Raw genomic sequence first — 18,017 nt, 5'->3', positions numbered from 1 at the left:
AATGCTGCCTTCCAAAACGCCGCTGACCAGCCCGTTCGCCGCGCCGTTGATTGCGGCCGTAAAGGCTGCGCGCAGCGTTGACCCTCTGCTTTATCCGACTGTCGGAGGGTCGTTGCCAGACTATGTCTTCACCAAGATCTTGGATCTTCCAGCCTTCGTGATCCCTTACGCGAACGCCGATGAAGCCAATCATGCCCCGAACGAAAACCTGGAAGTTGTGCGTTTCATCGACGGCATCAAAACAGGTGCAGCGGTGTTGGCCGAACTTGGAAAACTAAGTAAATCCGAGGCGAAAGATTGAACACGAAGCGGTCTTTGGATGGCCGATGTGTAGTTTAGAAATTTGGCTTCACGCAGTAGATTTGTCTGACTGGCGTTTTGCAGTTACGTCTGCGAAACGCAGACGGTGTTGTTCTCCAGTCATTTGCTGAGTGCGGCGCAAGCCTAAGACCATTGCCTCGGGTAGATCTTCCGTGAAAGCCAGTCTTTGCCGTGAATGATCAATTGGTCACATATTCGACTATAGATCATCTGAAAGCGGGACCGGATCGAACGGTCATTGCCTTAGAAGTGCGACGAACGCGCCGGAGACGAGTGCTCTCGTTTTACAGTCGGTTGTCCTGCTTTTTTCTTGGCTTGAAGCTGCTGTCTTAGCCGCCCAGGTTCAATTTTCGACGTCGAACCCGACCGGTTCCGCTTCATTGTTGATCGCCACACAATTGTGTGCATGCGTGCAAAGATCTTCCAACCAGCATCCGTTTGTAAGAGAACGTCTTTTTAGTGGATCCCGACTGTTTGAAACGAGCCTGGTCCAATGCGCTTATCACGATTGCAGCAGTGGCAATATGTCCGAAGACGCCGTGTCACTGTCAACGACGATGCGACGGTTGTTTACATAAGGCAACCTGATGAGCCAGAGCCTCCGTATAATCAAAGCCACAATTGTCTCAAAACAAATGAAGACGGACAGCCATGGCATTGGCCATGTCTTGGGGCTATGCGGGGAGCGGTCTGAAAATTTGGTTTCCTGCGATCCAGATGAGCTGATTTCAAGCACCATTCCTTCATGCCAGATCGCTTAAAGGATGAGCCTTTGGACTGTGCTATTTAGACTTTGCACGCATCGGATCATCTTGGCTGAATTTGGTAGCGGAGGAGGGACTTGAACCCCCGACACGCGGATTATGATTCCGCTGCTCTAACCAGCTGAGCTACTCCGCCATCCAAAGCGGCTGGACCTTGTCAGGTCCGCGCGATGTGGGGTGCTTATAGTGAGCGGGCAGGCGGGCGTCAAGCGTTGAATGAGCGGCCGCCCGCATTCTTTTTTGAAGCGTCTCAAGCGGCTGAAACCGGCGCGTTCGCTTGTGGAAAATCAACTGCCTTTTCGCCGGTGCGTTCGGTTTTGTGGATCCAGCCGCCCCCTAAAACCCTCGCGGTTTCGTCGTCGCCGTCAAAGAAAACACAGGCCTGACCCGGCGCAACACCGGTTTCTCCATTTGCAAGGTCCACAAAGGCCTTGCCGTTCAGGATCCGGACCGTTGCCGGAGCCGGTGGGCGGGTGGAGCGAACCTTGGCAAAGACTTCGATTTCATCGCCTTCATCCAATGGCTGATCGCCGATCCAGTTCGTCTCGCGCAAGAGGATGGTCCGGGTCGCTAACGCCTCTCTAGGACCGACAACCACGCGCCGGTCGTCCGCTTCGAGCCGGACCACATAGAGCGGCTCCCCGGTTGCCACGCCAATGCCGCGCCGCTGGCCGATAGTGAAATGTATGATCCCTTCGTGCTGGCCCAAGACACGTCCGTCCATGTGAACAATATCGCCAGGCTCAGCCGCGTTGGGACGAAGTTTGCGGATTACTGCAGCATAGTCGCCATCGGGAACGAAACAGATGTCCTGGCTGTCGGGCTTGTTGGCAACGGACAGTCCGAATTCGGCTGCAAGCTCACGCACTTTCTCCTTCGGCATGCCTCCGAGCGGAAAGCGCACGAAATCAAGCTGCTCCTGCGTTGTTGCAAACAGAAAGTAGCTCTGGTCGCGGTCAAGATCCGTCGGACGGAAGAGCGCCCGCTTGTTGCCCTTCTGGGACGAGCGCACATAGTGCCCGGTGGCAAGAGCGTCCGCTCCGAGGTCGCGCGCGGTCTTTAGCAGATCGGTGAACTTGACCGTCTGGTTGCAGGATACACACGGGATCGGCGTCTCACCGGCAATATAGCTATCGGCGAACCGGTCCATAACCTGTTCCTTGAAACGGCTTTCATAATCCAGCACGTAGTGCGGGATCCCGATCTTTTCCGCAGCCCTTCGTGCATCGTGAATGTCGACGCCGGCGCAGCAGGACTTTGCCTTTGCCACGGCAGCGCCGTGGTCATAAAGCTGCAGTGTGACGCCAATGACGTCATATCCCTCTGCCTTCATCAGTGCCGCAACGACTGAGCTGTCGACGCCACCTGACATGGCGACCACGACACGCGTGTCTTCTGGGCGGCCGGGAAGATCCAGACTGTTTCGCATCAATTCAACTTCCAGAAGTTCTGGCGGATCAACCTGGCTGGCACAGCATCATGCCACTAGGCGCGGTCCCGGTTTCCACTTCAGGTTCCGCCGGCCGCTCAGATCCTTTGTCATTTCAAATTCGGCGGCACTATACAGATAAGCCAGGTGTCTGCCAATTGCATCCCTTGCATGGCAGGCACGCTTTGCCGGATCGGCAAAGCTTGCCGCCTTCTTTTTCGTTCTTAGTGCAAGGGAAAACACTTTAAGTCATATTTTTCAATGTCTTGTCGGGATGTCCGAAACTGGCCCGGTGCTTGCTTTCAATTCGGTGACGAAATGTGCCTGCCGTGGCGGGCGAACGAATTGGGGGCAAATGTGCTGCCATTTGGAATGACGAATGATGTTTCAGCCAGTGCTCTGGCTGCTGGTGCAAGCAGCCTGGGGGCTCCGGCACAAATGCCCGGCGCGGGGGGCAAGGTCTCGAATTTTGCGCGGGAACTTGGAGCGCTGGATGTCGGCGATGCCACGCCAGAGGGGCAGGCCGTCGGTCCCGTAGGCCGATTTTCCCTGCTTGAAGTGGATATCGCAGGTGATGCGGCGGAGGGCATAAAGGTTCCCTCGCTGGTCGGCGCTGCAACAGCAGTGCCTGCCGGAGATGGTTCGGGTCTTGTGAAGGATGCACTGGACGCGCTTGACGAAGCTGATGGCAATGTATTGCCGGCCGAAGCAACTGAGATAGAGCCGGGGCAGGAAGCATTCTCAGAGGATCTGCCGGCAAATGAAGATGGGGCTGCCGACCCGCTGTTGGCGCTGTCAACTCAGCCGTCCGCGGAGACAATTCTAAATGCGCTTTCGCCTGACAAGGTTGTGTCTGACGCAGCCCTGGCAGGTGGCTTGGCAAATCATGACGCGAGCCGCGCCAATCGGGTGGCAGTTGGCAATGCAGGTGTTTCCGGACCGGTGAGTGGTCTGCCGGCTGGGGCAGCACCAGTTTTCGGCGCGGGTTTGCCTGAAGCCGGTCGTCCGATGTCAAGCGCGGTTGGTCAGGCCGGGTCCGCATCGCCGCTGCAGAGCGGTCAGGCTGCAGCTGATGCAGGGCAGGGTGTCCTTGTGCCCGTTTCGACAAACACGCGTCGTTGGCAATCCGAATTGCCCGAAGAGCTTCGAGCCTCCACTGCTGGCACGGCGCAAAAGCAAGCCCATCAGCAGCAAGGTCTTCCATCCACAGTGCCGCCGGTTTCCGCTGCCTCGGCGGGTGAAGGGGACCTGATGCCGGCTGTTGCCGCTGTAAAAGAAGGTGGGCTTGAAAAGGGGCCGGCCGGGGAATTGGCTCGCACGGCAGGAGAGGCGACAAAGCAGCTCAGCACCACCAGTGCACCCGTTGCCTCCAATGATGACGGTGCAAAGCAGCTGAAAACTCTGCCCAGGGATGGAGCAGCGCAGAATTCGGTACTGGCGACACAGCCGGTTGCCGGAAGTCAGGCCAAGGACATTGGAACTCGGTCCGGACCGCTTGACGTGTCTCCTCAGGCCGCGGCAACAACCAAGGGTCTGAAGGGCAGTGATGCTCTGGTGCAGCCGGGTGGCGAGGTGTCTCCTCAGGCTGGCAAGGATCCCGCCAGGGCGATTGCCGATGCCGGACCTGATGTGAAGGCAGATACTTTGAGAGAAAGGCTGGCTGCAGCAAACACGGGTGCTGGGGCAGGGCCCCGTCCGGAGGCTCGTCTGGCAAATGTCACGCTGCCAGCTGCCGCTGCTGCGCTGCCCGCAGGTTTAACGACAGAAAAGCCGGATCTTTCATTGGTCACTGCTGACCTGAGCTTGAGCAGCGAAATCGGGTCGGCGACCGTAAGGGGCGGCGATCTGACCGGTGCAATGCGTACCGAAAGCCTGCAGACGCCCAATCAGGCTCAATCGGCACAAGTAGCCTCCCAGGTGGCTGCGGAAATTGCCCGAAATCTGAAAAACGGCCAGACCCGTTTCCAGATGAGGTTCGATCCGCCTGAACTCGGGCGAGTTGAAGTGAATATGAAGGTGGGGTCTGACGGAAGTGTGCAGGCGCACCTGATCGTTGAGAGGCCGGAAACTCTCGATATGTTCATGCGCGATCAACGTGGCCTTGAACGCGCTTTGGAAGCAGCAGGTCTAAATCCGGATTCAGACAATCTGCAGTTTTCTCTGAAGCGTGATGGCGAGCAGCAATTTGCCTCCGGTAACGGTCAGGGTGACCAGTCCGCAGACCGGCAGGATGCAGACGGAGCGGAAGCCATGGAGATGGAACCTGAAGTCGAGGACATCGTGCGCATGACGCTTGCGCAGCAGCGCGGTGGTCTTGATCTGAAAATCTAAGGTGGGGCGGGAATGCGCTCCAGGAGCTGAGAATGACAGTAATTTCTTCTTCAACGTCGACGACCGCTGAAAGCGCCAGTACGTCGAGCCAGAATGGCTTGATGGCGAATTATGAGCTGTTTCTGAGCATTCTGACAACGCAGATCCAGAACCAGGACCCGCTCGATCCGATAGATTCAGCTGAGTACACGAGTCAGCTGGTTCAGTATTCCAATGTCGAACAGTCAATTCAGCAGAACAAGAACCTTGAGAGCATCATAGCATCGCTGGAATCCAACCAGAGTATGAGCTATGTCAGCTATATCGGGAACGAGATCACCGCAGATGCGTCCAGTACCTTGTTGTCCGGCAGTGCCGCCAGCTGGGGGTATGAACTGCAAGAAGACGCTTCAGGCAGCTTTGAGATCCGCAATTCAAGCGGTGATCTTGTGTATAGCGGCGAAGTTGAGCTCAAGGCTGGATCGGGCACATTCAACTGGGCCGGGCAGACCGATACGGGAGGCGACGCGGCTGATGGCGTTTATTCGATCTCGTTCGATTTGAGGGATGCCAACAGTCGTCCGGAAAAAGTCACGACCGCAGTCTCGGGCATTGTCGATAGCGTCGACTGGTCAAGCGGTTCGGCGGTTCTGAGTGTTGATGGGCGCAGCGTTCCTGTCTCGTCGGTGCTCTCGGTGTCCAGTCCAAGCTGATACCGGTTGAACCTTCTCTGCCCAATCTGAAATCGCACTGTAGTTCCGTCAGTCGCTCGACCGGACACGCGCCCATGTGTCCGGTAAAGGCTGCTTCCTTGCTTCAGAAAAATTATAAATGCCATCTCGGGGTCCTGATGCGATTTGCGTTGGTTAACCGGATTGCGTTGCAAATTGCACGAGATAGTAATTATGGTTAATAAAACCATATTCATTAGTTAAGCTATTGAATGATTATCTTTGTAGAATCCTAAATATCATTCACTAAATTTAGATTCTATAGTTAATAAAAACACAATTTTGCTTTAGGCGTTTGTTAAGCGTCGTCATGTAGTCTCATTCGAACCTTGGTCATGGTTAGTGTGAGAGTACAATGACCGAACATATTCGTTCGCGTGTAAAATATGTCATAGGGCCTGACGGTAGTCCGCTTACCATAGCAGACTTGCCTCCGACCTCGACAAAGCGGTGGGTCATCCGCCGCAAAGCCGAAGTAGTAGCTGCCGTTCGCGGGGGTCTGCTATCCCTTGAAGAAGCCTGCCAGAGATACACTTTGACGGTAGAGGAGTTCCTCTCCTGGCAAAGTTCCATTGAGAAGCACGGTCTTGCCGGGCTGCGGGCAACGCGGATCCAGCAATACCGAGCCTGATCCTCAAGGCGCATTATAATATCCGGGCACGCAAGTGGCGTGCTTGAAGAAGGTCGGCTGTGCCGGCCTTTTTTGTTGATGATTTGATATTGCCGTTTTGACGGAACTTATCCAAAAATTAATAAAGTAGGCAGTTTTTCCCCACTTCTGTCGCATTTTGCACATGCCATTTCCGCAGAAAGCCGCCAATTCGTCGCTTTGGCGACATAATCGTTAACTGCTTGTTAACCATCTGGGCGGCAAATTTTGCCCATCAGGAGTGTGGTGTGTCGAGCCGACTCCAACAATAACAGTTTTAGACAATGCTTCAGATGCGGGCGGGCACTCGTGAACGGACTGATTGAATTCATAAAAGCGTTGGGACCAGCACGTATTGCTGCCATGGGTGCAGTGGCGGCGATCCTGATCGGCGTTTTCGCATTCATTATTTTCCGTGTTACCTCTCCCCAAATGACGACGCTCTACAATGAGCTGGCCCTTGAAGATTCAGCGGCTATCGTCACTCAACTTGAAAGTCAGGGCGTTCAATTCAAACTCAGCCGTCAGGGTGCGACCATTCTCGTGCCAAAGGAGCAAGTTGCGCGTTTGCGGATGCAGCTTGCCGCGGAAGGTCTGCCAACGGGTGGCTCGATCGGTTATGAGATTTTTGACCGTACCGATACTCTGGGTGCCACCAGTTTTGTCCAGAACATCAACCACTTGCGTGCGATGGAAGGCGAGTTGTCGCGAACCATCGGCTCGCTCGACCGTATTCGCGCAGCCCGTGTTCACCTGGTAATTCCGGAGCGGCAGCTGTTTCAGAAAGACCGCCGTCCGCCTTCGGCATCCATCGTATTGAGCGTGCGCGGCGCGCTCGGTCCCGGCGAGATCCGCGCTGTGCAGCATCTGGTCGCGACAGCCGTTGACGGGCTTGATCCGGATCGCGTCTCCATAGTCGATGAAGCCGGCCGGTTGCTGGCATCCGGCGTCGGCAATGACGAAGACGGCATGCTGACCGCTTCACTGCAAGAGCGTAACCAGGCGGTCGAAGGGCGTTTGCGCAATCAGGTGGAAGAGATCCTGAATTCGATCGTCGGTCCGGGGCGCGCACGTGTTCGGGTGAATGCCGAAGTCGACTACAACCGTTTAACCGAAACGACCGAAACCTTCGATCCGGAAGGGCAAGTCGTCCGGTCCACGCAAACCAAGGAAGAGGCGAGTTCGGCAATTTCCCGGAACGGGCAGGTTACGGTCGGAAATCAGCTGCCGCAGGGCGAAGGTGATGTCGGTCAGGCCGGCGACCGCGATACCACCAGTGTTACCGAAGAGGTCGTAAACTACGAAATTTCGCGCTCCACACGGACCGAGGTTATCGAAGCCGGTCAAATCAATCGTCTTTCCGTTGCGGTGCTTGTTGACGGCACTTACCAGCCTGACGGCAATGGAAACAATGTCTATACGCCGCGTTCGCAGGAGACGCTGGACCGGATTGCTGTGCTTGTGCGTTCCGCCATTGGCTTCGACGAAGAGCGCGGCGACCTGGTTGAAGTCGTCAATCTGCAATTCGCGCTCCCCCCGCAGGAAGACCTTCTGGCCGAAAGCGATGGTCTTTTCGACTTCACACGCGATGACATCATTCGTTTCGCAGAACTTGGTGTTCTTTTCCTGATCGCGGTTCTTCTTCTTCTCTTCGTGGTTCGCCCTCTGCTGCGCCGCATCGTGACGCCAGAGGAAAAACAGCCTCAAGAGCTGATGATTGGTCCGGATGGCACGTTGGTGGTGGAGACCGATGTTCCGCAGGAGGATGACCCTGAAGACGAGTTTGTCATTGAGTGGCTTGAACAGGCCAAGCAGGAAGGCGCGATGCAGGCAAGTTCGATCGCCAAGGTGGGCGACATGATCAAGGATCACCCAACCGAAGCGGTCAATATCGTCCGCGGCTGGTTGGATGAGCAGGCGGCCTGAGCGTGAGCGACCAACTCCAACAACAGCTTCAAGTCAGCTTAGACGAAGAAGACCGTGAACTTAAGGGCGCGGAGCGCGCGGCAGTTCTGCTGCTGGCACTCGGTGAATCCCACGGTTCGCCAATCTGGTCAAAACTGGATGAGATCGAGGTACGTCAGGTCTCGGCTGCAATGGCCAATCTCGGGCCGGTCACGCCGAATATGCTGGAAGATCTTTTCAAGGACTTTGTCCGCAGGGTCAGCTCAAAGGGAGCGCTGACAGGCAACGTCGACGCGACTGAGCGACTGTTGACGAGCTTTTTGCCCGGCGACAAGGTCAGCGTCATCATGGAGGAGATCCGCGGCCCTGCCGGGCGTAACATGTGGGAGAAACTCTCCAACGTTCAAGAAAATGTTCTGGCCAACTATCTGAAGAACGAATACCCGCAAACTGTGGCGGTGGTTCTTTCCAAGATCAACTCAGATCATGCCGCACGGGTGCTTGGCATCCTGCCTGAGGAACTGGCCCTTGAAGTGGTCAGCCGTATGCTGCGCATGGACGCAGTGCAAAAGGAAGTTCTTGAGAAGGTCGAACAGACGCTCAGGGTTGAGTTCATGTCGAACCTGACCAACACCTCCCGGCGCGACAGCCATGAGATGATGGCGGACATCTTCAATAATTTCGACAGACAGACGGAAGCCAGGTTCCTTGCAGCTCTTGAAGAAGACAACCGAGAAGCAGCCGACCGCATCAAGACGCTGATGTTCACATTCGACGATCTTCTGAAACTGGATGCGGCAAGCTGTCAGACACTGCTGCGTCATGTGGAAAAAGATCAGCTGGCGATCGCCTTGAAGGGCTCGACCGATACGGCGCGCGACTTCTTCTTCAGCAATATGTCTTCACGCGCGGCCAAGTTGCTTCAGGACGATATGGATGCGCTCGGACCAGTAAGGCTGCGTGATGTCGACGAAGCCCAGACGAGCATGGTGAACAAGGCAAAGGACCTGGCGGCGAAGGGTGAGATCATGATCTCCAAGTCCAAGGGTGACGACGAGATTATCTACTGATGCAGCAGCCGGTACGAACTTACGACAGAATGGGAAGCATGACGAACCCGTCGAAATTTCTCTTTGACATGGACTTCGCCGCCCAGGAGGAGGAGCCGGAGATCGTTGCTCCGCCTGAGCCGGAAATCCCGAAGATTCCTGTTACTCAACATGAGGAAATTCTGGAGAAGGCCAGGGCACAGGCATTCGAGGAAGGCCGGATAAAAGCGCTTCAGGATTTGCAGACCAAACAGGAAACCCTGCTGACCGAAGAAGTGAATCGCCTTGTCGTTGCCGTCCGCGAAGTCGTGTACTCACTGGACGAACAACAGGCCGCACGTGAAAAAGACGCTGTCGGCCTCGCATTTCTTGTGGCTAGACGACTGTGTGCCCATCTGATCGCACGTCAGCCGCTGGCCGAAGCTGTGGCATTGGTGTCAGAATGCCTGGGTCCGCTTCGCAAGGCGCCTCATCTTGTGATCCGCATTGCGGAAAAGGATGTTGAGGCGCTGAAGCCGAAAGTGGATCCGATTGTCCATGAAAAGGGTTTTGAAGGCCGCCTTGTCATTTTGGGGGAACCCGAAATCGGCCGGGGCGATTGCCATATTGAATGGGCGGATGGTGGCATTCGGCGCGACCGGAAAGCTCTTGAAGCTGAGATCGACACTTCGATCCGGTCTTATTTGAGGGCCCGCGGCACCGCGAAGAAGGCACAAGTGTCCGACACGTCGGCGGGGAAAGGGACTGACGTATGAGTGACGAGCAGATAGGCGAAGAGCAGGAACACAGCATTCCGCTCGACGAGTTGGAAGCACCGCAACGCAGTCTTGAACAAGACGAAGTGCATGCTCCCCAATCCGCGGCCGACCTCGAGGCCGTTTTCGACGTGCCCGTTCGAATTTCTGCGGTGCTCGGGCACTCGCGCATGCACGTCTCCGATCTCTTGAAGCTGGCATCCGGAACCGTTCTGGAACTGGACCGCAAGGTTGGCGAGGCGATTGATATCTATGTGAATGACCGGCTTGTGGCACGCGGCGAGGTTGTCCTTGTGGAGGACAAGCTCGGTGTGACCATGACCGAAATCATCAAGACGGATCGATAGGAAAAAAAGCAGATGCGTCTCTTAATTGTCGGAACACTTGGCGGACAGCTGACGACAGCATCGAAAATTGCGATGCAGGGCGGTGCGCAAGTCACCCACGCTGACGATGTGGAGGGCGCCTTGAAAGTCCTCAGATCCGGGCGGGGCGCCGATCTCATGATGGTCGAGGTCCACCTCGACATTGCCGGTCTGATTACAAAGCTGCAGAACGAACGGGTTCATATTCCGGTTGTCGCCTGCGGCGTCGAAACGGATGCACAGGCTGCGGTTTCGGCCATTCGCGCCGGCGCCAAAGAATACATTCCGCTGCCACCGGATCCGGAAATGATCGCAGCGGTCCTGGCAGCCGTCGCGCAGGAGCGCGGTGACCTCATTTACCGTGACGAAGCGATGGCCAATGTTGTGAAACTGGCCGAGCAGGTAGCGCCTTCGGAAGCATCTGTGCTGATTACCGGAGAAAGCGGAACCGGCAAGGAAGTCATTGCACGACACGTTCACAAGTGCTCCAACCGCACGTCAAAACCGTTCATTTCGATCAATTGCGCGGCGATCCCGGAACATCTTCTGGAATCGGAGCTGTTCGGGCACGAAAAGGGAGCCTTCACGGGAGCCGTAGCCCGCAGGATCGGCAAATTCGAGGAAGCCGATGGCGGTACCCTGCTTCTAGATGAGATTTCGGAAATGGACGTGCGCCTGCAGGCCAAACTGTTGCGGGCCATACAGGAGCGGGTCATTGACCGGGTTGGCGGCACGCGTCCTGTTCCGGTCAATATTCGAATTTTGGCGACATCCAACCGGGATCTTGCCGAAAGCGTCCGCCAGGGCCAGTTCCGCGAGGACCTTTTGTTCCGGTTGAATGTGGTGAACCTGAAGCTGCCTGCGCTGCGTGAACGCCCAGCAGACATCATGGAACTGGCGCTGTTCTTCATCAAGCACTATTCGGAAGCCAACGGTGTTCCGCAACGCAATGTCTCGGGTGAAGCGCGACAGGCCCTGATGGCCAATCCCTGGCCGGGCAATGTGCGCGAACTTGAAAACACAATGCACCGGGCTGTCCTGCTGGCATCCGGCCCGGATATAGGCGTTGAGGCGATCCGCATGCCGGATGGTACTCCGCTCGCCATATCCAGAAACCCTGCGGAACGTGCCGCGCAAACAGCAGAAGCGGTTACCAGATCGTTCGTCGGCCGCACTGTAGCAGACGTTGAACGGGATCTCATTCTGGACACGTTGGATCATTGTCTAGGCAACAGAACCCATGCTGCGAAAATCCTGGGTATTTCCATCCGTACGCTTCGCAACAAGCTGAACCAGTATACCGACGAGGGCGTCAGCGTACCAAGCCCCGGCGAAGCGCGAGCCTGAGAATTCGAACAGGCATTTGTTGATTGAACATCGGTGTTTCAAAGCTTTGGATCAGAAGCACTTTTAAGGAACCGGAATAAGAATGTCGGACACGGCAGCAGGCGGACAAGGCGGACCGGGCGGGCCCGCACCGGAGCAGAAGGCGGCAACACCCCAGACGGGTGGCCACTTCGCGGGCTTTCCGAGCATGCACGAGATGATCGACACCCTTCGCAAGGGTGATGTCGGGCTTGCCACCGGCATTCTGGTTATTCTGACACTTCTGATCCTGCCGATGCCACCGGTCATGCTGGACATGTTTCTGGCGGTGTCGATCATCTTCTCAGTCCTGATCCTCATGACCGGGCTGTTCATTCAAAAGCCTCTGGAATTCTCATCCTTCCCGACTGTGCTTCTGATCGCGACGATGTTGCGACTTGGTCTCAATATCGCCTCGACACGGTTGATCCTGGCCAACGGTCATGAAGGAACGTCAGCGGCCGGCAATGTCATTCAGTCCTTTGGCAACCTTGTCATGGGCGGTAATTTCGTCATCGGAATCATCGTCTTTGCGATCCTGGTGATTGTGAATTTCGTCGTTATTACAAAAGGCTCGGGACGTATTGCGGAAGTGGCTGCGCGGTTCACCCTGGATGCAATGCCCGGCAAGCAGATGGCCATCGACGCTGACCTTTCGGCCGGTCTCATCGATGAAGGCGAAGCCAAATCCAGGCGTAAGGCGCTTGAGGATGAAAGCTCTTTCTTTGGAGCCATGGATGGTGCATCGAAGTTTGTGCGCGGTGATGCGATCGCCGGCCTGCTCATTACGTTTATCAACATACTTGGCGGCATTTTCATCGGTGTCGCGCAGATGGAACTGTCGTTCTCCGAAGCCGCCAACAACTACACACTTCTGACCATCGGTGACGGTCTTGTGTCGCAAATCCCGGCGCTGATCGTGTCGACTGCTGCCGGTCTTCTGGTGTCGAAAGCAGGTGTGCACGGCGCGGCAGACAAGGCGCTCACCAGCCAGTTCACGGGTTATCCGAAAGCACTCGGTATGTCGGCCGCTGTCATGGTGATCCTGGCACTTCTTCCTGGCATGCCCATCGTGCCGTTTTTCGGTCTCGCAGCGGTCGCCGGGTATCTGGCGTTCCGGATTAGCGCGAACAAGAAACAGGCGGCCGTCAAGGTTGCCGAGAAGAAAGCGATTGATGCGGCTCCGAAACCACCGCCGGAGCCACCGATTACCGATGCGCTCAAGATGGACGAACTCCGCATCGAGCTGGGTTATGCACTGCTGCCGTTGATCAACGGAAAAACGCAGAACGATGGTGATGTTCTTACCGAACAGATCAAGGCCCTGCGCCGCCAGGTGGCCGGCGACATGGGCGTGATCATGCCGCCTGTGAGAATTCTCGACAATATTCAGCTTGGCGCGAACGACTACGTCATCAAAGTCAAGGAAGTTGAGGCCGGGCGCGGCGTTCTCTATCCCAACCACTTCATGGTCATGGATCCGGCTGGCGGCCAGGTCAAGCTGCCGGGAACACACACGACCGAGCCGACTTTCGGATTGCCGGCAACCTGGGTTGAGGCGCAATATCGTGAAGATGCCTCGTTGCGCGGCTATACAGTGGTCGATCCCGCGACAGTTTTGTCCACCCACCTTACCGAAACGATCAAGGCCAATATCAGCGAGTTGCTCACTTATGGTGATGTTCAAAAACTGCTGAAGGAACTGCAAGGTGAACAGGCCAAGCTCGTTGAGGATCTTGTGCCCTCGCAGATTACTGTGTCCGGCCTGCAGCGCGTGCTGCAAGCGCTGCTCAATGAGCGAATTTCGGTGCGCGATCTCGGCACGATCCTGGAGGGCGTGTCGGAAGCCACCGGCATGACGCGCAACACGGACACAATCGCAGAGCACGTTCGCATGCGGCTGGGTAGACAGATTTGTGCAGCCAATCTTGCACCTGGCGGATATCTGCCGCTTGTCGCCTTGTCGCCGCAATGGGAGCAAGCGTTTCTGGAATCGATTGTCGGTGAAGGCGATGATCGTCAACTCGCCATGCAGCCCAGCAAGTTGCAGGAGTTTGTCGGAAAAGTGCGGGATGCTTTTGAAGAAGCTGCTCAGCAAGGCGAGGTGCCCGTGCTTTTGACATCGCCGCAAACCCGTCCCTTCGTCCGCTCCATCGTCGAGCGTTTCCGGGCACATACGACGATCATGAGCCAATCGGAAGTGCATCCGCGCATCAAGTTGAAGACCATCGGTTCGATCTGATCGGGCTCTTGGAGCGAAAGCCCGATCACGCAATTGCCTCGTATTGATTGACCCTGTCAGAGACAGGGAAGGAGATCCTGTTCGAAATAGGGTTTCTGATTTCTCCAGAACATGTAATCGACTTTCAGGAAGTCCTTGGCGAAGGCATGGAGGATAGGCACTATGTTTTTTCGCTCATGGAGGACCTTCAGCGTATTGGTTTCACCAATGTAGTTTCCATCCTGGACCGCTATTCCAAGAGGGGTTGAATAGGATCGTTCGTGCATCATCGCCAAGGCATGGTTCAACTGACCCTTCCGGGTGTAGATCAGGTCCGGTGCACCAAGGCCGACTTTCGTTTCTTCGCCGAATTCGTACAGTCCGCTCAGGTATCCCTGATCTTCCCATGGACGCCACTCGCCGGGCATGAAGTTGGCGTAGAGCATCACGGTTGAAGTTCGAAAGGCCGATTTCAAAGCGCGCATATTGGTCTTCAAGCTGCTTGCGTAGCCAGACGCGGAAAACGAAGCATCTGTCTCAGAACTGATGCCGATCGCGGTCTCCTGAAGATTTAACCCTTCGATCTCGCCGTCGAACTCTTCACCGAGTGCGTGTAGAAGTGCTGCAAATCGATCCTGCACGGCCTTGTTCCAGCGTTTTGCGACCCAGCCTTCCAGTTCGCCCTCATCCGTATATTGGGGAGAAACACCGCTGTCGAACCGGGAGGACAGGAGATAGTTTGGGACAGGCTTGAAATGCGGTGAAAACGAAGCGTCCTGCAATTGCACGAAGAGCTTTTTCCCATGGGCAGCCAAATAGACGAGGTCGTTTTCTATGGCGGAGAAATCATACCGACCTTGTGAAGGCTCCAGCTGTCTCCAGGAATACATGATTTGTGCTCCGGAAAGCCGATCGTTCTTCAAGAGGGGGTGGTCTCTGATCGAACTGCGATCGCGCGCGAAATAGACGAAGTGCGTGATGTCATCGGTTTCAAGCGGACAAGAAGCGCTTGAATATTCCTTATAGGAATTCAGATACTTCTCACTGGGATTGGCCGATGTCTGACTGATCGTGGCACCAATGAAAAGACTTGCGATTGCAATCGCAGCTGCAGAAAACTGAGCATTCATGAAGTTCGCCTTGCGTGGATTGTCGCTCTGTGAGCGTGACTTGGACGCTTTGGACAATACTCGCGATGTCTGACGTCTACGGCATTGCTGTTGCGCATGTCAGGTGCAGATTTGGTGCAGGTAGGAGGTCGGATTTAGGTTCGATTTTCAAGCAGACCGTCAATGGGAAATGCTATCCGGAAGAGCGCGCCACCCGGAGACGGCACTGCCTCAATTTGAGTGTCATATCGCTCAAGAATGGCATTCACGACTGACAGGCCAAGACCGGTCCCGCCGTTATCGCGCCGGGTCGTGTAAAAGGGCTCCGTCAGCCGCTTCATATCCTTGTCTTCAAAACCTTCGCCATTGTCCTGAATCTCAAGCACATTGTCCCGCCAGACAATCCTAAACTGATCCGCCCCGTGGCCGACTGCATTTTGGGCCAGATGTGCAAAAACCGTCTGCCCGTGTATGAGGGACAGCGGCAGAATGGCATCAACCGGTGTTGTGATGATCCGCAAACCGGGTGAATCCGGCAGCATGTCGACCAACTTTGCAGGCGTTCCGCGCATTTGTTGACGCAGTCTCGTGATGTCCCGAAGCTGATTTAAGAGCTTTTCCATTCGTTGCCCCTGGACCTTCAGGGTTTCAAGCAGTTGCCTGCGTGAGGCGTCGGGAAGAGAGCTTTCTTCGAGTAGCTCGGAAGCAGAAATTATTGCTGTCACCGGAGCTTTCAACTCATGTGTGACATGTGTTGTGTAGGTGCTTATTTCCGTTGATCGTTCCGAAAGGGTCTTTGCCATTGAAACAACGGCGTCACCAAGCTGCGCCAATTCACGTGTTCCGTAGCGGTGCAAGTGCTCTAGATTTTCCAGGTCTCCTCTTGCCAGCGCGCGTGCCCGGTTTCGCAGATCCATGATGGGTCTGGAGACTTGGCGAACCAGCAAAGCGCCAAGAACGGCGGCGCCGATAGCGGTCACAGCAGCAACGACGATAATTGAGAGCCACTCTTCAGAAAGATAAGCGCCCAACTCATCGGGTGTTCGGGACAGGTAGACAACACCGATCACGCGGTTTTCGCTGATCACCGGATAGGCAACAAACACCCTGAATCCGGTGCCTCGATTGAGACGAATGAAGGATGAAGACGTTTCGGCTCCGCTGCGCCATCTCAAAACCGCGCCTATTCCGCCATTGAGAGCTTCATTGACCTCGGTGAGTTCTGCGAAACTTCCCGGCGTGTCAGCATGCAAGTCCAAGCCTTTGTGATCGAGAAACAGGACATTTGAAAGCGTTGTGCGGCGCGCTCGGTTCGATAGAAGCTCAAGGTCTGTAGTAATCGCCAGGTGTCTCGGTCCGGGAGTGAGCACAACTGGCTTTGCACCAGGTCGAACCGGAAGAACCGTATCCCGTCGCAGGTCCAGTAACGGTTGAAATGTTCTTGCACGCGCGTTCCAGAAAACACGTTTTTGGGGGGGCAAATAATAGCCGGGCATCTTCTCGCCGCCAGTCTCGCGTGTCGCTTCCTCGAAAGCGGCAGCGTAGGCGCTGGAGTAAATTGCCCCTTGTTGGATAAGGGATTGTTCGGTTTCATGAATGAACCGGTTCACTCCCAATTTCAGGATCAGAATTGCAGTCACGGGCACTGCAAACATCACACAACAGACCACGAGCACCACAAGCGACATAGGCGGTTGCCATCTCTGAGCCGACCAGGTCACTGCGTGCCTTGTTCAAGTCTGCAAATCCCCAGACGCAGACCGGCACCGCGGACGGTTCGAATGAGATCAGGACAACCAAGCGCAGCCGCCTTAGCTCTTACATTGCGTACGTGGCTGTCAATTGTCCGTCCTGACAGAACGCTGTTGCGACCATATATTCCTTCAATCAACGTGTTTCGGTCGAGCATCTTTTCCGGTTGTCGCATGAGCATTGCCAGCAAGGCGAATTCCGTTGCAGTCAGCGGAATTTCCATGGATCCAAGCCGGCACAAATGTGCCCGAGTGTCGAGCCGAATGTCTCCATGTTTCAGGAAGTCCTCATCCGTTCCTTTGCCACGGCTGAGGATGGCTTTGATACGCAAGACAAGTTCGCGTGGAGAAAAGGGTTTTGAAACATAGTCGTCAGCCCCCAGTTCAAAACCAACCACGCGATCGACTTCTTCATCGCGGGCTGTCAAAAACAGGATAGGCACGCGCGACAGACTTCGAATGTGCCGGCAGCACTCAAAGCCGTTCATGACCGGCATACCGACATCCAGGATGACAAGATCGGGCATTCGTTGCTGCATCATGTCGAGCGCGAGCTGCCCGCTTGCGGCCTCAGTGGTTTTCATCCCGGCATTTTCCGCAGCTATCCGAACGATGCCGCGTATATGCGCATCGTCATCCACGATCAGAATGTTTGGCATCATGGCGAAACTCGTTAGGTCCCATTCTGAAATGGGGGCGATGGCGCAGCTTAGTGAAACACAATCTTGACTAGAATCAGGCCCGCTGGATAGCGATCGAATTCTCAGGATTGCAGCAATTGATTGTGGGTCAAGGCAGCGTTCGTGAAAAGTGCCGAAGTTCCATGGTGTGACACCCGAATAATCCATATGGACTGGTGTCACAGGCGATGGTGCAAATGCCTATCGGCAATAGGAAGAAGCGTCAGATTTTTTCGTCAGACAATCACGTTGATGCGGGACATGACCGCGGTTGGGCTTGCATAGGCCGTGCCCTGACCTTGGTTTTGCATCAGGAAAACAGTGTTTGCCTGGCTCGCCTGAACACCGATATTGGTGAAATTGGTGGCGAGGTTGCGAAGTTCCTGCATTTTTTGAGTAGATGCCTGACGTCGTTTGGTCCAGGCCTTGTTGTAGTCTGACCAAGTCGATTTCCGTTGTGAACGGAACTTGTTGTGATAGTCGCGTTGGACGTAGTTTCCGACTTTGGGCATATTCGCATCTTTCCTGGATACCCTGCCAAGGTCTCAAGTCTTGGTTAACAGCCGGTTAATCCATCGCAATACGCGAATTGACCCCTTGGTGGGGACGCTCC

15 protein-coding genes and 1 tRNA gene are annotated in these 18,017 nt (G+C 55.4%); 10 read left to right on the top strand and 6 right to left on the bottom strand.

Annotated features, from left to right (window positions below; translation table 11 throughout):
- Position 1 precedes the first annotated feature (1 nt).
- A complete protein-coding gene (locus Q0835_RS30360; RefSeq protein WP_366142346.1) occupies positions 2-301 on the top strand; it encodes a hypothetical protein in 300 nt (99 codons plus the stop codon).
- Between the two features lie 843 nt (positions 302-1,144).
- Here the strand turns inward: Q0835_RS30360 and Q0835_RS15770 are convergent.
- Together Q0835_RS15770 and mnmA are read right to left on the bottom strand one after the other, a co-directional pair.
- A tRNA-Met gene (locus tag Q0835_RS15770) sits at positions 1,145-1,221 on the bottom strand.
- 114 nt (positions 1,222-1,335) lie between these two features.
- Positions 1,336-2,517, bottom strand: a complete 1,182-nt coding sequence (gene mnmA / locus Q0835_RS15765; protein WP_298962799.1) for a tRNA 2-thiouridine(34) synthase MnmA — start codon at positions 2,515-2,517, stop codon at positions 1,336-1,338.
- A 354-nt stretch (positions 2,518-2,871) separates the two neighbouring features.
- Here mnmA and Q0835_RS15760 point away from each other — a divergent pair, with 354 nt between their 5' ends.
- The 9 genes from Q0835_RS15760 to flhA all read left to right on the top strand — a co-directional run bounded on the left by Q0835_RS15760 (position 2,872) and on the right by flhA (position 13,885).
- Entirely contained in the window at positions 2,872-4,845 is a 1,974-nt protein-coding gene (locus Q0835_RS15760) for a flagellar hook-length control protein FliK (protein ID WP_298962796.1), read from the top strand.
- A 32-nt stretch (positions 4,846-4,877) separates the two neighbouring features.
- Positions 4,878-5,537 (top strand): flagellar hook capping FlgD N-terminal domain-containing protein, encoded by a 660-nt coding sequence (locus Q0835_RS15755; protein WP_298962794.1) that lies wholly within the window; start codon positions 4,878-4,880, stop codon positions 5,535-5,537.
- A 373-nt stretch (positions 5,538-5,910) separates the two neighbouring features.
- A complete protein-coding gene (locus Q0835_RS15750; protein WP_152500489.1) occupies positions 5,911-6,186 on the top strand; it encodes a DUF1153 domain-containing protein in 276 nt (91 codons plus the stop codon).
- A gap of 327 nt (positions 6,187-6,513) precedes the next feature.
- On the top strand, positions 6,514-8,130 hold the full coding sequence (fliF, locus tag Q0835_RS15745; RefSeq protein ID WP_298962791.1) for a flagellar basal-body MS-ring/collar protein FliF: 1,617 nt from the start codon (positions 6,514-6,516) through the stop codon (positions 8,128-8,130).
- Between the two features lie 2 nt (positions 8,131-8,132).
- Positions 8,133-9,179, top strand: coding sequence for a flagellar motor switch protein FliG (gene fliG, locus Q0835_RS15740; protein ID WP_298962789.1), 1,047 nt, complete (start codon positions 8,133-8,135; stop codon positions 9,177-9,179).
- Positions 9,180-9,217: 38 nt separating this feature from the next.
- Entirely contained in the window at positions 9,218-9,913 is a 696-nt protein-coding gene (locus Q0835_RS15735; RefSeq protein WP_298962786.1) for a FliH/SctL family protein, read from the top strand.
- Entirely contained in the window at positions 9,910-10,260 is a 351-nt protein-coding gene (fliN, locus tag Q0835_RS15730; protein WP_298812640.1) for a flagellar motor switch protein FliN, read from the top strand. Before Q0835_RS15735 ends, fliN begins: the two co-directional genes overlap by 4 nt.
- A 12-nt stretch (positions 10,261-10,272) precedes the next feature.
- Positions 10,273-11,625 (top strand): sigma-54 dependent transcriptional regulator, encoded by a 1,353-nt coding sequence (locus Q0835_RS15725; RefSeq protein ID WP_298962783.1) that lies wholly within the window; start codon positions 10,273-10,275, stop codon positions 11,623-11,625.
- Between the two features lie 82 nt (positions 11,626-11,707).
- The gene (flhA, locus tag Q0835_RS15720; protein WP_298812635.1) at positions 11,708-13,885 is read left to right on the top strand and encodes a flagellar biosynthesis protein FlhA; all 2,178 of its coding nucleotides are present in this window, start codon (positions 11,708-11,710) and stop codon (positions 13,883-13,885) included.
- 56 nt (positions 13,886-13,941) lie between these two features.
- Here flhA and Q0835_RS15715 read toward each other — a convergent pair whose 3' ends face one another.
- The 4 genes from Q0835_RS15715 to Q0835_RS15700 form a co-directional block, all read right to left on the bottom strand.
- Complete coding sequence (locus tag Q0835_RS15715; protein WP_298962781.1) at positions 13,942-14,994, bottom strand: hypothetical protein; 1,053 nt, start codon at positions 14,992-14,994, stop codon at positions 13,942-13,944.
- Between the two features lie 134 nt (positions 14,995-15,128).
- On the bottom strand, positions 15,129-16,661 hold the full coding sequence (locus Q0835_RS15710; protein WP_298962778.1) for a HAMP domain-containing sensor histidine kinase: 1,533 nt from the start codon (positions 16,659-16,661) through the stop codon (positions 15,129-15,131).
- Positions 16,662-16,690: 29 nt separating this feature from the next.
- Positions 16,691-17,386 (bottom strand): response regulator transcription factor, encoded by a 696-nt coding sequence (locus tag Q0835_RS15705; RefSeq protein WP_298962776.1) that lies wholly within the window; start codon positions 17,384-17,386, stop codon positions 16,691-16,693.
- 254 nt (positions 17,387-17,640) lie between these two features.
- On the bottom strand, positions 17,641-17,916 hold the full coding sequence (locus Q0835_RS15700; protein WP_298812628.1) for a flagellar biosynthesis protein: 276 nt from the start codon (positions 17,914-17,916) through the stop codon (positions 17,641-17,643).
- Between the last annotated feature and the right edge of the window lie 101 nt (positions 17,917-18,017).

Source organism: uncultured Roseibium sp., from assembly GCF_947499295.1.
Lineage (GTDB): Bacteria > Pseudomonadota > Alphaproteobacteria > Rhizobiales > Stappiaceae > Roseibium.
This window is presented reverse-complemented; position numbering and strand designations above follow the sequence as displayed.

Excerpts from the sequence above, each read along its gene's own strand:
- Q0835_RS30360 (WP_366142346.1), top strand. The coding sequence starts at position 2 with ATGCTGCCTTCCAAAACGCCGCTGACCAGCCCGTTCGCCGCGCCGTTG.
- Q0835_RS15755 (WP_298962794.1), top strand. The coding sequence starts at position 4,878 with ATGACAGTAATTTCTTCTTCAACGTCGACGACCGCTGAAAGCGCCAGT.
- Q0835_RS15750 (WP_152500489.1), top strand. The coding sequence starts at position 5,911 with ATGACCGAACATATTCGTTCGCGTGTAAAATATGTCATAGGGCCTGAC.
- Q0835_RS15735 (WP_298962786.1), top strand. The coding sequence starts at position 9,218 with ATGACGAACCCGTCGAAATTTCTCTTTGACATGGACTTCGCCGCCCAG.
- fliN (WP_298812640.1), top strand. The coding sequence starts at position 9,910 with ATGAGTGACGAGCAGATAGGCGAAGAGCAGGAACACAGCATTCCGCTC.
- Q0835_RS15725 (WP_298962783.1), top strand. The coding sequence starts at position 10,273 with ATGCGTCTCTTAATTGTCGGAACACTTGGCGGACAGCTGACGACAGCA.
- flhA (WP_298812635.1), top strand. The coding sequence starts at position 11,708 with ATGTCGGACACGGCAGCAGGCGGACAAGGCGGACCGGGCGGGCCCGCA.
- Q0835_RS15715 (WP_298962781.1), bottom strand. The coding sequence starts at position 14,994 with ATGAATGCTCAGTTTTCTGCAGCTGCGATTGCAATCGCAAGTCTTTTC.
- Q0835_RS15710 (WP_298962778.1), bottom strand. The coding sequence starts at position 16,661 with ATGTCGCTTGTGGTGCTCGTGGTCTGTTGTGTGATGTTTGCAGTGCCC.
- Q0835_RS15705 (WP_298962776.1), bottom strand. The coding sequence starts at position 17,386 with ATGATGCCAAACATTCTGATCGTGGATGACGATGCGCATATACGCGGC.
- Q0835_RS15700 (WP_298812628.1), bottom strand. The coding sequence starts at position 17,916 with ATGCCCAAAGTCGGAAACTACGTCCAACGCGACTATCACAACAAGTTC.